Annotated in this window: 13 protein-coding genes; 10 read left to right on the top strand and 3 right to left on the bottom strand. The window is 39.7% G+C overall.

Features of this window, described 5'->3' with window-relative positions; all coding sequences use genetic code 11:
• Positions 1-45: 45 nt before the first annotated feature.
• Positions 46-1,350, top strand: a complete 1,305-nt coding sequence (locus BUA88_RS05210) for a S41 family peptidase (protein WP_143151401.1) — start codon at positions 46-48, stop codon at positions 1,348-1,350.
• Here the strand turns inward: BUA88_RS05210 and BUA88_RS05205 are convergent.
• Positions 1,340-2,365: a PAS domain-containing protein gene (locus BUA88_RS05205; protein WP_072913641.1), complete on the bottom strand. Its 1,026-nt coding sequence runs from the start codon at positions 2,363-2,365 to the stop codon at positions 1,340-1,342. The two genes, BUA88_RS05210 and BUA88_RS05205, sit on opposite strands and share 11 nt — an antisense overlap.
• Positions 2,349-3,029: a Crp/Fnr family transcriptional regulator gene (locus BUA88_RS05200; RefSeq protein WP_072913640.1), complete on the bottom strand. Its 681-nt coding sequence runs from the start codon at positions 3,027-3,029 to the stop codon at positions 2,349-2,351. The genes BUA88_RS05205 and BUA88_RS05200 overlap by 17 nt, the downstream gene beginning before the upstream one ends.
• A gap of 131 nt (positions 3,030-3,160) precedes the next feature.
• Between BUA88_RS05200 and hcp the strand changes: the two genes are divergently transcribed.
• From hcp to BUA88_RS05170, 6 genes are all read left to right on the top strand, one after another.
• Entirely contained in the window at positions 3,161-4,801 is a 1,641-nt protein-coding gene (gene hcp, locus BUA88_RS05195) for a hydroxylamine reductase (RefSeq protein WP_072913639.1), read from the top strand.
• An 11-nt stretch (positions 4,802-4,812) separates the two neighbouring features.
• Entirely contained in the window at positions 4,813-5,403 is a 591-nt protein-coding gene (locus tag BUA88_RS05190) for a hypothetical protein (protein WP_072913631.1), read from the top strand.
• 103 nt (positions 5,404-5,506) lie between these two features.
• Positions 5,507-5,908, top strand: coding sequence for a hypothetical protein (locus tag BUA88_RS05185; RefSeq protein WP_072913630.1), 402 nt, complete (start codon positions 5,507-5,509; stop codon positions 5,906-5,908).
• A 57-nt stretch (positions 5,909-5,965) separates the two neighbouring features.
• Positions 5,966-6,988 (top strand): Mbeg1-like protein, encoded by a 1,023-nt coding sequence (locus tag BUA88_RS05180; RefSeq protein ID WP_072913628.1) that lies wholly within the window; start codon positions 5,966-5,968, stop codon positions 6,986-6,988.
• A 44-nt stretch (positions 6,989-7,032) separates the two neighbouring features.
• Positions 7,033-7,995 (top strand): putative ABC transporter permease, encoded by a 963-nt coding sequence (locus BUA88_RS05175; RefSeq protein ID WP_072913626.1) that lies wholly within the window; start codon positions 7,033-7,035, stop codon positions 7,993-7,995.
• A gap of 24 nt (positions 7,996-8,019) precedes the next feature.
• Positions 8,020-8,718, top strand: a complete 699-nt coding sequence (locus BUA88_RS05170) for a hypothetical protein (protein WP_072913623.1) — start codon at positions 8,020-8,022, stop codon at positions 8,716-8,718.
• A 23-nt stretch (positions 8,719-8,741) separates the two neighbouring features.
• Here the strand turns inward: BUA88_RS05170 and BUA88_RS05165 are convergent, their stop codons facing one another.
• Positions 8,742-9,536 carry a biotin--[acetyl-CoA-carboxylase] ligase gene (locus BUA88_RS05165; protein WP_072913620.1) on the bottom strand — a complete coding sequence of 265 codons (795 nt, stop codon included), beginning with the start codon at positions 9,534-9,536 and terminating at the stop codon, positions 8,742-8,744.
• Positions 9,537-9,713: 177 nt separating this feature from the next.
• Here BUA88_RS05165 and leuB point away from each other — a divergent pair, with 177 nt between their 5' ends.
• The 3 genes from leuB to ilvB all read left to right on the top strand — a co-directional run bounded on the left by leuB (position 9,714) and on the right by ilvB (position 14,279).
• Positions 9,714-10,805, top strand: coding sequence for a 3-isopropylmalate dehydrogenase (leuB, locus tag BUA88_RS05160; protein ID WP_072913616.1), 1,092 nt, complete (start codon positions 9,714-9,716; stop codon positions 10,803-10,805).
• 124 nt (positions 10,806-10,929) lie between these two features.
• Positions 10,930-12,600 (top strand): dihydroxy-acid dehydratase, encoded by a 1,671-nt coding sequence (gene ilvD / locus BUA88_RS05155; RefSeq protein ID WP_072913613.1) that lies wholly within the window; start codon positions 10,930-10,932, stop codon positions 12,598-12,600.
• 2 nt (positions 12,601-12,602) lie between these two features.
• Positions 12,603-14,279: a biosynthetic-type acetolactate synthase large subunit gene (ilvB, locus tag BUA88_RS05150; RefSeq protein ID WP_072913610.1), complete on the top strand. Its 1,677-nt coding sequence runs from the start codon at positions 12,603-12,605 to the stop codon at positions 14,277-14,279.
• The last annotated feature ends 61 nt before the right edge of the window (positions 14,280-14,340 follow it).

Raw genomic sequence — 14,340 nt, 5'->3', positions numbered from 1 at the left:
AGCTATAATCCCATTAACTGAAGGAAATAAGTGGGATTAAGTATTATGAAGAAAAAAACTATTTTAAAAAGATTGCTTAAGTTGATAATCGTAATAGTGATACTAGTGCTGGTAGTATTTTTAGGCTATCAACTTTTCATCAATCCATATCGTGGAACTGCAGAGAATTTTATTGCTTCATTGCCAGTGGAATCTGAACTTACTGAAAAACAGGTGCTTGAAGATATTGATTACACCATCGGAAAGCTTAGAGAAAGGCATCCAGCATGGCTGGAGAATAATAACAAGAATGTTGCTGCAGTAGAAGAAGCTTATGAATCCGAGAGACAGCAGGTCATTGATGATTTTGTGGATACTTACAATGTTATTGATGAATGGAGAATCATAGGTAGAATAATGCATCAGCTGTATGATGGACATTCAAGAATTTCTTACATGGATGAGGATGAATATTACATTGATGATTTCACACAGTTGAATGAGCTTGGACTGCCAGCAGAAATAAATGGTATTCCAACAGAGAAGATTGTAGATGATTATTTAGAAATCTTTCAGTACGAACGTGAAGAGTATGCCAGAGCATGCGTTGATTATTTTATAGAAAACGAATCATGTCTTGAATGGGTAGGTGTGGACACCTCTGATGGAGTACGATTTACCTACGATACAGAAGATGGTAAAAAGGATTACCATTATTCATTTGTGCCATATGAACAGGTGAAGGGTGCTGAAGAAGAGGATGATGAGTGGGTCGGCTATAAAATAGATGAGAGTTCTAATACTGCTGTTTTTACCTTGGAAGAATGTAACTACAATGATTATTATGAGAGCACTCTAGAGAACTTCTTTAATCAGGTTAATAAGAAGGAAATTGGAAATATAATTGTTGATTTACGTGGTAACGGGGGTGGTAATTCCTATGTAGCAGATGCATTTTTACAGTATCTAGATATAGATGGTTATGACGGCTGGAGTAGTGATGTGAGATACGGGAATTTTCTCATCCATAATGAACCTTACCATGTAGATATTCAGAAAAAGGAAAATGCCTTTTCGGGAAATATATATGTGCTCACAGACGTTTATACCTATAGTGCTGCCATGGATTTTACAATGCTGATTTCGGACAATCATCTAGGAACTGTTATTGGTGAGGCATCTGGAAATCTTCCAGATGCCTACGGAGATATTCTGAGATTTTCTTTGCCAAATTCTAAGCTGGGCCTGACAATCTCTTATAAAAATTGGCATAGAATAGATCAAAGCAAAAAAGGAGAGCCAATTGAGCCAGACTACGTCTGTGACCCAAAGGAGGCTCTCAGTAAAGCAAAACAATTGATTAGTGACTAAAATGTTTCTCGGCAAAGCCCATAGGTTGGACACATTCCAGAGTGCCCACATAATTGTGTTTTTTGTCGCGAACAGCCATATATTTTATTAATACAGGCTGGTTATCACGGCTGCTCCAGATATCAATGCAGTCTCTATTGCCAGCCTTGAAATCAGCAATTATAGAGCGAACCATAGGTTCAAACTTAGGAGGATGACAGGTATAAACCTCTCTATCAAGAGCTGTAAGAGGGCGCTTGAAAAGTTTCATGTCGTCGCCATCATTAAAGTATCTATTTACATCATTTTCATCAACAAATGTAAGCTCAATTGGAATGGTGTTAAGCATAGCATCTAATTGATATGGAGTAAGTTGACCTGATGGGAGAACAATCATGTCTCCAGTCTGAGACAAATCCTTAACGTTTTTCTTTGGGGTAGCTTTCTCCCATAGTGGACGCTTTCCAATGAGACAAGGCTTGTAGTCATCAAAATCTCTGGCGATATCAGCCCATTCTTCTTCAGAAAAGTTCTTTGCGCAAAGAGGGAAGATGATATTTTCCTCTTTGTAGAGCATGTCTTCAGCTTTTGTGATAACCACATCAAGTCTTTCGTTCCAAGTGCTGTCTTCTAAAAGTGATGGGAAATCTTTTGCACTGTTAGACAGTGCTTTCATTTCATCACGAATTTCATCGTCCACAGTCCACATAATATCAGTAGGACCTACAAAATGATATTTAAGCTTGAGAAGAGGATAGAGTAAATCTCCTTTTTCAGCATAGTGGATAGATAATTCTCTAGCCTTGTCCAAAGCTTTAATTAGATTCTCACGGCTTTCCATAGCAGCTCTGAGTTCCTTAAGAGCTTTCGAAATAGCTTCATTTTCAAGGGCAAATATGTTAAGTGGATGATTCTCTATTTGCTTGAGAGCAAGATACTGTTCATCAGCTCCATCCTGTCTCTTTAATGGAGCAGCCTTCACATTTGAACCTATTCCCATTCCTACATTCTCGGCTTTATCAATTCTCTTTTCCATGATTTCCTTCCTTTACAATAAACGTATCCTTATCAAAATCTATAATTCCATCATCCCTCATTTTTGAGAGCTCTCGTATCATTGCACTGCGATTTACGGATAAATATTCTGCAAGAGCCACTCTTGAAAGAGGAGAGTTAACATATTTAGAATTCTGCTCCTGTGACAGCTGTGAAATATAAGCTAAAAGCTTTTCACGAATGCTTCCTTTTGAGAGAACTTCTATCTTATTAAGGAACTTCTGATTTTTTGTTCCCAATAGGTGAAACAGATTTGTAGCAATCTGAGCATGAAATCCGCAGGCATTAGGGCATGAGTGAATTATGTTAGAGGCTGCAAGAAACAATACCTTGGTATTCTCAGCAGCTTTAAATATCACCGATGAAGAAACATCTTTCTGAACAGCAAAGCTTTCTCCAAACAATTCGCCCGGACCAAAGAAGGTAAATAGAGTGTTATTACCCCAAATATCATTCTTTATCATATGAACACTTCCATATAGAACGATACCTACATAAGGAATATGGTCTGTTTCCATATATATGGTCTGTCCCTTTTTGAACTCTTTTTTGAAAGATCTGATGCAGACTAACAGTTTGTCTAAATCAGCTCCTTTAATATTTTCAAAAAGCTCAACATCGTTATAACTAATTTCATTATTCATAGCGTTCACCTGCCTATCCATATACTACCTAAATAATACGATGGGAAGAGTTGCATTTGCAACTATTTGTGATTGAATTATGGTTTAAAGTGCTGTCCATGAACGAAAACAAGTTTCAAAGGAGTCAAACAATGGAAAATAAAATGTTTTGTTATCAATGTCAGGAAACAGCTGGATGTAGCGGTTGTACTATGTCTGGAGTTTGTGGAAAGAAGCCAGAGGTTGCTAATCTTCAGGATTTATTAGTGTATGTTACTAAGGGACTTTCTGCTGTAACAACTGCACTTCGCAATGATGGCAAGGAAGTATCAGAAAATATCAATCACCTTGTATCAGTAAATCTTTTTACTACTATTACAAACGCAAATTTTGATTATTATGCGATTTCAGAAAAAATCAGAGAGACTATTTTTGTTAAGGAGCAGTTGTTAGGTGAGCTTAGCGAGGATGTAAAAGCTAATCTTCCAGAGGCTGCGCTTTGGACAGGCACAGAAGATGAATTTGATGCAAAGGCTAAGACTGTAGGTATTCTTTCTACAGAAAATGAGGATATTCGTTCACTTAGAGAGCTTATTACTTATGGTCTCAAGGGACTTGCAGCTTATTCAAAGCATGCGAATGCACTTATTAGAGATAATGAAGAGGTTGATGCATTTTTGCAGAAGGCCCTTGCAGATACACTTGATGATAGTCTTTCAGTAGATGATTTGGTTGCGCTTACTTTAGAAGCTGGCAAATACGGTGTGGCAGGAATGGCACTTCTTGATGAAGCAAACACAGCTGCCTATGGAAATCCAGAAATCACACAGGTAAATATTGGAGTAAGAAATAATCCAGGTATTCTTATTTCAGGTCACGATCTTAAGGATTTGGAGATGCTTTTAGAGCAGACGAAGGGAACGGGAGTAGATGTTTATACTCACTCAGAGATGCTTCCTGCTCATTATTATCCATTTTTCAAGAAGTACGATAATTTTGCAGGCAATTATGGTAATGCATGGTGGAAGCAGAAGGAAGAATTTGCAAGCTTCAACGGTCCAATTCTTATGACAACAAACTGTATCGTGCCACCTGCTGATTCTTATAAGGACAGAATGTTTACAACTGGAGCATGTGGATATCCAGGTTGTAAGCATATTGACAGTGAGTATGGCCAGACTAAGGATTTCTCAGAAATAATTGAAATGGCTAAAAAGTGTGATGCTCCAACTGAAATTGAGACAGGTACCATTACAGGTGGATTCGCACATGAGCAGGTATTTGCTCTTGCTGATACAGTGGTTGATGCTGTAAAGAGTGGTGCTATTAAGAAGTTTGTAGTTATGGCAGGCTGCGATGGACGTTCGAAGAGCAGAAGCTACTATTCAGAATTTGCGCAGGCGCTTCCAAAGGATACGGTAATTCTTACAGCAGGTTGTGCTAAGTACAAGTACAACAAGCTTGACTTAGGAGATATAGGAGGAATTCCAAGAGTACTAGATGCAGGTCAGTGTAATGATTCTTATTCACTTGCACTTATTGCTCTTAAGCTTAAGGAAGTATTCGAGCTTGATGATGTAAATGATCTTCCAATTGTTTACAACATTTCTTGGTATGAGCAAAAGGCAGTAATTGTCCTTTTAGCACTTCTTTACCTTGGCGTAAAGAATATTCACCTTGGACCAACACTTCCAGCCTTTCTTTCACCAAATGTTGCCAATGTTTTGGTTGAGAACTTTGGCATTGCTGGAATTACAACTGTAGAAGATGACATCAAGACTTTAATTGGCTAGGAGGATAGAAGATGAGCGCATTTTTAGGACCAATTCATTCACTTATGTACAGCAGAATCATAACCATGCAACAGGTTATTAATGCTCTTGCTGAATTATCCAAGGCCGAGGGTTGGAATGCAAACGTGGATAATTATGTTATCCAAGAGTTTCCGCCAATAGAAGAGGTTGTAGATTTAAGTAATATCCATGCATCCTTGTTTGGTATGGTGGATGGAGCAGAAAAGAGATTTGCATGTATTGTATCAGCTATTGCAAAAGAGAACAGTGACAGATTGGAAAAGATAAAAGCTACTGTTAAATCCGCAGGCGAATCCATGAAAATTGAAGGTGTAAAAAGCACAGAGGAAGCATGTGCTAGACTACAGGAAATCTTGCTAGATGGTATGCCTTGCGATAGAGCCTCTATGGTGAATCAGTACGCTGATGGAAGCTGTGAAATCATAAGAACAATGGATCTTCATTCCAGCTACTTTGAGGAAGCAGGCCTTGATGGGGATTTATACTATCAGTTATTAAAGTCATTTGTGACAGGATTATTTGCTGATTCTGAGGTTAAAATTTCTGGTGATGTCATGCATACTATTGCAATTGGTATGTAGAACAAGTATCCCGTAGGATACTTTGCAGATTTTTCATATAAGTTGTGTATAATTCTTTCCAAGAGTTCGTATATATTAGATTATTAATAGAGGGACGGACAGTATGGAAGAAAAGAAAAAGAAATTTAATCGAACCATTATTAAGCTGCCGAATATTCTTGAAAAGCTGGTGGCAGCGATACTTCTGGTTGGAATAGTATACGGCGGCTATCGTCTGATTATTGATGCCTTTGCATTTACTTCACCGGATACAGAAGCATTGGCTTATATGGAAACACTTTTGGTATCTGCTTTCAGCGTTATTATTGTAATAGAGTTTGTAAGAATGCTTGTTAAGCACTCTATGAATACAATCATCGAAGTATTGATATTTGCAATAGCAAGAGGAATAGTTGCAGGTCATGAAGAGTCTCTAAGTATGCTTATCAGAGTCATGGCTATAGCATTATTGTTATTCTGTAGAAAGTATCTATTCAAAGAATTTGATTTTGAAGAAGAGGAATAATATCAGGCCCTGAGAAAATCTCAGGGCTATTTTCAGTTCTAAATTGGAGGATTAACTATGGGGACAATAAAGGATTATATAAATTGGCGTGGTGATTTGGAGTTCTGGCAGGATGGTTTCAATGTAGTAGATAATCTTGTACTATCCTGTGTTTCTTATGTTGATATGGATGGTATTTTTGATGGTGATGCTCCAAAAGTTTTGAGTATAAAAGAAGTAAGCGATATCTATTTTGAGAAGATTTATGATGAGGATAGCTTTCGAGATGGCTCAATTCTCAAGGATTCTCCAATTACATTAAAAGCAATTTCTCAAACGAGTCGCTATAAAGATGTGAGAATTAGAAATTATGTTAACCTGATTGATACCTCCCGTACTCTTCAGTTCGCAGCTATGGAATTTTTGCTTCCTGATGGCACAAGCTATATCTGTTTTAGAGGTACAGACGATACGGTAGTAGGCTGGAAGGAAGATTTCATGCTGGCAATCAAGGAAACAGAGGCTGAGAAGGAGGCTGTAGAATACATTAATCGTATAGCGAAAGACAATGATAGATTACTTCGTGTTGGTGGACATTCCAAAGGTGGACATCTTTCAGTTTTTGCTGCTGCTAAGTGTAATAAAGACATTCAGCAAAGAATACTTACTGTTTATAGTAATGATGGCCCGGGATTTATGGATAAAGTGGCATCCAGCAAAACTATTAAGGATATACTTCCAAAGATTATAAGTATTGTGCCTGAGGAAACTATTGTGGGGCTTCTTATGACACCAGTATGTGAGCCTATAGTGGTTAAAAGCAATGCAGTTGCTGTTTTACAGCACAATATTGCTACATGGTGTGTGGAAGGAAAGACACTTGTTACAGTAGAAAATATTTCAAAGGCAGCTGTTATGGCTGATAAATGGATAAAGGATAGTATTGCAAAGATGACAGAAGATGAGATGGATAATTTTGTGGAAGAACTATTCTCGATATTCGAAGCAGCAGGAGCATTGACTCTCACAGATTTCAAGAAGGGCGGTTTGAAATCCTTAAAGGCAATCTCTCAGACAGTAAAAGCGGGTAAGAGAAAGTAATACTAATAAAATTGTTATAAGGTATGGTGCTTTTGGAGGAACATATGGAATTCTTTATAAATTTGATATTGGTATTCTTTACATTTTCATTCGTAGGCTGGTGCATTGAGGTAACCTTGAAATATCGACAGTTTGGCCGATTTATAAACCGAGGATTTCTCATTGGCCCATGGCTTCCAATTTATGGTGCCGGAGCTGCGCTTATCACACTCACAGTAGCTGGGCTCACCCCTGTGGAGAAGGGTATAGGAACCACCTTTGCAATATCTTTGATTGTATGTGGCTTGATTGAATATCTCGCCAGCTACTTTATGGAAATGCGATTTCATGCCAGATGGTGGGATTATAGCCAGAAGCCAATGAATCTAAATGGACGAGTGTGGATTGGAAATCTGATTCTTTTTGGATTAGGTGGAGTTGCAATTATCCATATCGTAAATCCGGTTTTATATGGCTTCTTTGAACAACTAAGTCTATTTAGTAAAGAAATAATCGCTGGATGTCTTTCTGCCATTATTCTAGCTGATTATAGTGTTTCTCATTTTGTATTAAAGCTTGTAAAAATTGGAGTTGAATCCAGTGAAGCTGATAATACGGAGGCCATAAGCAAGGATGTACATTTGCTACTTAGTAATAGATCAATCTTTTACCGTCGATTTGCCGATGCATATCCTGACGTAATTTATCGTACAGAAAAGGTTAAGGCCAGAATGGAAGAAATCCGATTGGAGACAGAGAAGTTTCGAATTGAGGCTGAAAAACGTATCGACGAATTAAATCAACAGTATGAAAAGAACAAAGCTGAGTGGGATGCAAGCATTAAAGCTGGAAGAGAGCAACTCAGGGAAAACTTAGAACCAACCAGTTTTATTAAAAACAACCTAATTGAAAAGCAAAATCAGCTTATAGAATTGCTGTATGACGAGAGTACAGCTACTGTTCCTGCAAAAGCGTTGATGGATGAAATTGAGCATGAGCGTTTGAGACTTGAAAAAAGAAGCTGGTAAATTGATGTTTTATGGAGATTCAAAATGGATGTAAAAGCTTCAAATCTCAATTTAACAAATAAAACTGTGATACCATCAAGAAAAGATGGTGTTTCAAATAATGGTGTGCCTGTACTTGGAGAAGAAAAAAAGCTGGAGGCATGCTCTGTTTCTTTTTCGAAAGAAGGCACTGAGAAGTCTAAAGCGATTAGTTTTAATAGGGATTCAGAAGCTTATAGGGAATATGTATCCAGAATGGATGAAATTCTTGGCAAGATAGCTAATGGCCAGACTGTTTCAAATAAAGACCAACAATGGTTTGACAGTGAAGTTGAGAGCTATGTATCAGGTCACTACGATGGGGTCGGTGAATTCGAATTTGAAAGAGCAGATGTCCTCAGCAAGTATATTGAAGAAAGAAAAGCAAAAGACCGAGAGTATAACCGACTTACAGAACAGCTTAAAGCTGACAAGGAATTGCATGATGGCAGATTGTTCAAGCATTTGAAGAGAGAACATGATCTTCAGGATGAGGAAAATCTAGTAAAAACATTGACTGAAAGTCTTCAGGAAGAAAAGGAAGATTTTAATACGAATAAGGACAACCGAGAAAGTGAAGCCGACGAAGAGTATTTTAAGGAAGGCTTTGTTGATAGATATGTTGAGAAGGAAGTGCAGAAGATGGAGGATTCTATAGGAAGGGATTTAAAGAAACAAGTCAAATTTAGTAATGAGGATATATGACCAGAGGGTTATAAAATTGTCAACTAAGTATAGTTGACAATTTTGTTCATTATCGCTGCTGCCAGCTGATTCTTTGTGATGGTATTCTTACCAGGAGCAAAAAGGCTGGTGGCAGTTTTTTTGATGTCTGTAGGAAAGGCAGAAATATCTGAATCAAAATTGATGCCGATTCCTACGACAATCCATTGAACATCGCCAGTTTCAAATTCTGTGCCAGCTTCTGTGAGGATGCCGCAGATTTTCTTATCGTCTATAAATAAATCATTGATTGGCTTGATTCTCGGACGTACACCTACTAAGGTCTCAATAGCATCACAAACAGCATTACCTGTCAAAGTTGTAATCGCATCAGGTTCTAAAGTAGAAAGATGTTCAGGCTTTAAGAGGATGCTCATATAAAGACCACCATCAGGAGAATAGAAGGAGTGGTCCTTTCTGCCACGACCTGCGGACTGTTCTTTGGCTATGATAACTGTGCCGTGCACCGCACCTGCAATGGCAGCCTCTTTTGCTAATCTGTTTGTAGATGTAGTGTTATCGTATATACGAATCAAATCATCGCCACTCTGATAAAAATCCTTAAGTGAATCATCTAAATAAGAAATAATTCCAGCTGCAGACAAAATATCGTTGTTATCAGCAAGCTTATAACCTTTATTGCTAACAGCGTCTATAGCATATCCAGCCTTGCGAAGCTCATTGATAGACTTCCAAATGGCATTGCGAGAAAGCCCAAGACTAGTGGCAATTGCCTCGCCTGAGGTGTAACTATCTTTATTATTTTCAAGAAATTCTAGTACTTTGTCTTTTGAACTCATATTATTTCCTTTATATTTAGCACTTTAGTGTGGTAAAGTTCACTAACACTTCTGATATATTTTAGAAGTATTTAGGCTAATTTGTCAAAGATGTAAAAAAGGGGTTCTCGTTCTTGAATTTCACACTTTACTGTATTAAACTATTAAAAATGGTTTTTATAAGGGAAGGATATTATCATGACTTTCAATGTAGGCGTAATTAGAGGAGACGGAATTGGTCCAGAGATTGTTACTGAGGCGGTAAAGGTTCTCGATGCAATCGGTGCAAAGTATGGACATGAATTTAAGTACACTGAAATTCTTATGGGTGGTTGCTCGATTGATGCATGTGGTGAACCTCTCACAGATGATGCAATCAAGGCTGCCCTTTCTAGTGATGCAGTTCTTATGGGTTCTATTGGAGGAAATACTTCCACCAGCCCATGGTACAAGCTACCAGCAGACAAGCGTCCAGAAGCAGGTCTATTAAAGCTTCGCAAAAGTCTTAATCTTTTCGCAAATCTTCGTCCAGCATATTTATATGAAGAATTAAAAGAGGCCTGCCCACTTAGAGATGACATCATCGGCGATGGTTTCGATATGATGATTATGCGTGAGCTTACAGGAGGTCTTTACTTTGGAGAGCGTTCCACTGTAGAGGAGGACGGGCAGCTTGTTGCAAGAGACAGTCTTACTTATTCGGAAGGTGAGATTCGACGCATTGCAAAGCGAGGTTTTGATATTGCTATGAAGCGCCGCAAGAAGGTTACTTCAGTTGATAAGGCAAACGTTCTTGATTCTTCACGTCTTTGGAGAAAGATTGTAGAAGAAGTTGCCAAGGATTATCCAGAGGTTGAGTATGAGCACATGCTGGTTGATAACTGTGCAATGCAGCTTGTGAAGAATCCTCGCCAGTTTGATGTAATCCTTACTGAGAACATGTTCGGAGATATTTTGAGCGATGAAGCTTCTATGGTTACCGGTTCCATCGGAATGCTTTCGTCAGCTTCATTAAATGATACAAAGTTTGGTCTTTACGAGCCATCAGGCGGAAGTGCACCAGACATTGCAGGAAAGGGTATCGCAAATCCAATTGCTACTATACTTTCGGCAGCTATGATGCTTCGCTACAGCTTTGATCTTGATGCTGAAGCCAATGCCATCGAAAAGGCCGTAAAATTGGTACTAAAAGACGGCTACCGCACCATCGACATCATGCCCCGCGACGGCAGCACCGTAAAGCAGGTAGGCACCGTCGAGATGGGCGATTTAATCGTAGAACGTTTATAGATTTTAAGTGAGGTTGTAGGTATCAATCTCTAAGTGTTGCAAAGCGAGACGTGTTAGTCGAGCGGTGCAATATCTTAGGATTGAGACCGTGACAACCGGATTATAGAATTGGAGGAGTTTAATAATGAGAAGTGACAATGCTAGAGCTGGTATGCAGCAGGCACCAGCAAGATCCTTATTTAATGCATTAGGATTTACTCAGGAAGAAATGAAAAAGCCTATGGTCGGTATCGTATCTTCGTACAACGAGATAGTACCAGGACATATGAATATTGATAAAATCGTGGATGCTGTAAAGCTTGGCGTAGCCGAGGCAGGCGGTGTTCCAGTAGTTTTCCCGGCAATCGCTGTTTGTGACGGTATTGCAATGGGACACATCGGAATGAAATATTCCCTTGTAACAAGAGATTTGATTGCAGATTCTACAGAATGTATGGCACTTGCTCATCAGTTTGACGCACTTGTTATGGTGCCAAACTGTGACAAAAACGTTCCAGGACTTCTTATGGCAGCAGCTCGTCTTGACCTTCCAACTGTATTTGTTTCAGGTGGTCCTATGCTTGCAGGTCATGTTGGTGGTCAGAAGCGCTCACTTTCTTCTATGTTTGAGGCAGTTGGTGCTCATGCAGCAGGCAATATGTCAGAGGAAGAGGTTGAGAACTTCGTTGAGAATGTTTGTCCTACATGCGGAAGCTGTTCAGGTATGTACACAGCAAACTCTATGAACTGCCTTACAGAGGCTCTTGGCATGGGACTTAGAGGAAATGGCACAATCCCAGCAGTTTATTCTGAGAGAATTCGCTTAGCAAAGCATGCTGGTATGGCTGTTATGGACATGTATAACAAGGGTATCACAGCTCGTCAGATTATGACAAAGGAGGCTGTACTTAACGCTCTTACAGTAGATATGGCACTTGGCTGTTCTACAAATTCAATGCTTCATCTCCCAGCAATTGCTCATGAGATTGGCTTTGACTTTGATATTGAGTTTGCAAATCCTATTTCAGAAAAGACTCCAAACCTTTGCCATCTTGCACCAGCAGGTCCTACTTACATGGAAGACCTTAACGAGGCAGGCGGTGTTTGGGCTGTCATGAAGGAGCTTGCAGACATCGGACTTCTCAACACAGACTGTATGACAGTTACAGGCAAGACTGTTGGCGAGAATATTAAAAATGCAGTAAATAGAAATCCAGAGGTTATCAGACCTGTGGACAACCCATATACAAAGACTGGAGGACTTGCAGTCCTTAAGGGAAATCTTGCACCAGATGGCTCAGTTGTCAAGCGTAGTGCAGTCGTTCCAGAGATGCTTGTTCACGAAGGCCCAGCAAGAGTATTCGACAGCGAAGAAGATGCAATCGCAGCAATCAAGGGTGGAAAGATTGTAGAAGGTGATGTTGTAGTTATTCGCTACGAGGGACCAAAGGGTGGCCCTGGTATGAGAGAGATGCTCAATCCTACTTCTGCAATCGCAGGTATGGGACTTGGCTCATCAGTTGCTCTTATTACTGATGGTCGTTTCTCAGGTGCAAGCCGTGGTGCTTCCATCGGACACGTTTCGCCAGAGGCAGCTGTAGGCGGACCAATCGCACTTGTAGAGGAAGGCGACATCATCGCAATTGATATTCCAAACTATTCAATGACTTTAAAGGTTAGCGATGAAGAGCTTGCTGCACGTAAGGCTAAGTGGCAGCCTCGCGAGCCTCGTGTTACTACAGGATATTTAAGAAGATACGCTGCACAGGTTACTTCAGGAAATCGCGGAGCAATTCTTCAGACACCGGAGGTTTAATAATGTTATTAAGTGGTTCAGAAATAATTATAGAATGTTTAAAAGAGCAGGGAGTTGACACCGTATTTGGTTATCCAGGTGGTGCAATCCTCAATCTTTATGATGAGCTTTATAAGCATAGCGATGAAATTCATCACGTGCTTACAAGCCATGAGCAGGGGGCAGCACATGCTGCAGATGGTTATGCTCGTGCAACAGGTAAGGTTGGTGTGTGCTTCGCAACAAGTGGTCCTGGAGCAACAAATCTTGTAACAGGTATTGCAACAGCTCACATGGATTCAGTTCCAATCGTTGCACTTACATGCAATGTTACATTACCTCTTCTTGGTAAGGATTCTTTCCAGGAGATAGATATTGCAGGCATTACCATGCCAATTACAAAGCACAATTTCATCGTTAAGGATATCAGTGATTTGGCAGAGACAATCCGCCGTGCATTCCTTATTGCAAAGAGTGGACGTCCAGGCCCTGTACTTATCGATGTTCCAAAGGATATTACAGCTCTTACAAATAAATACGAGTATATGCCTATGAAGCCTATTCCAGCGGGAAGGGTTAAAAAGGATATCACAGAGGATGCATTAAAAGAAGCTGTTAAGCTTATCAAAAAGTCAAAGAAGCCAGTTATCTTTGTAGGAGGTGGCGCTGTTCTTGCAAATGCATCAAAGGATTTAAAGAAGTTTGTAGATTTAGTTGATGCTCCAGTATGTGACACACTTATGGGTAAGGGCGCATTCAACGGTACAGATGAAAGATATCTGGGCATGCTTGGTATGCATGGTTCAAAGGCTTCGAACCTTAGCGTTTCTGATTGCGATTTGCTTATTGCCATCGGAACACGATTCTCAGACAGAGTACTTGGAAATCCTGAGAAATTTGCTAGCAAGGCTAAGATTCTTCAGTTTGATGTAGATCCAGCTGAGATTAATAAAAATATCATGACAGACCATGCAATAATCGGAGATGTTAAGGAGACTCTTTCAAGAATAAATAAGATACTTGACCAACAGGAGCATGCTTCTTGGATGAAGAATGCAAAGGAACTTGCAGAGAAGTATCCACTTACAATTCATAAGGAAGGTTTATCTGGTCCATATATTGTGGCAGAGGCTTATCGCCAGACAAAGGGTGATGCGATTATTGCTACAGAGGTTGGTCAGCATCAGATGTGGGCAGCACAGTTCTACAAATATAAGAAACCACATCAGCTTCTTACATCAGGTGGTCTTGGAACAATGGGATATGGTCTTGGCGCAGCAATCGGTGCTAAGACAGGAAATCCTGACAAGACAGTTATCAATATTGCAGGTGATGGCTGCTTCAGAATGAACATGAACGAATTGGCAACAGCAAGCAGAGAAAAGTTGCCTATTATAGAAATTGTTGTAAACAATCATGTACTTGGAATGGTTAGACAGTGGCAGACTTTGTTCTACAACAAACATTATTCAGCAACTGTACTTGACGATGGGGTTGATTATGTCAAGCTCGCAGAGGCTATGGGATGCACAGGCGTACGAGTAACAACTCAGGAGGAGTTTTCGGGGGCATTATCGGAGGCACTTCGATCCGATAAGCCAGTGCTGATTGACTGTATCATCGACAGTGATGAGAAGGTATGGCCAATGGTAGCACCGGGAGCACCTATTAATGAGTTTTTTAAGGAAAGTGATGTTTAAAATCGAACGGAGTGAAGATTTTGAACATCAGGAGGCCGAAGGCCGACGAAAGGAGATTTAG

Origin of the sequence: Pseudobutyrivibrio xylanivorans DSM 14809 (assembly GCF_900141825.1) — a bacterium.
Classification (GTDB): Bacteria; Bacillota; Clostridia; order Lachnospirales; family Lachnospiraceae; genus Pseudobutyrivibrio; species Pseudobutyrivibrio xylanivorans.
This window is presented reverse-complemented; position numbering and strand designations above follow the sequence as displayed.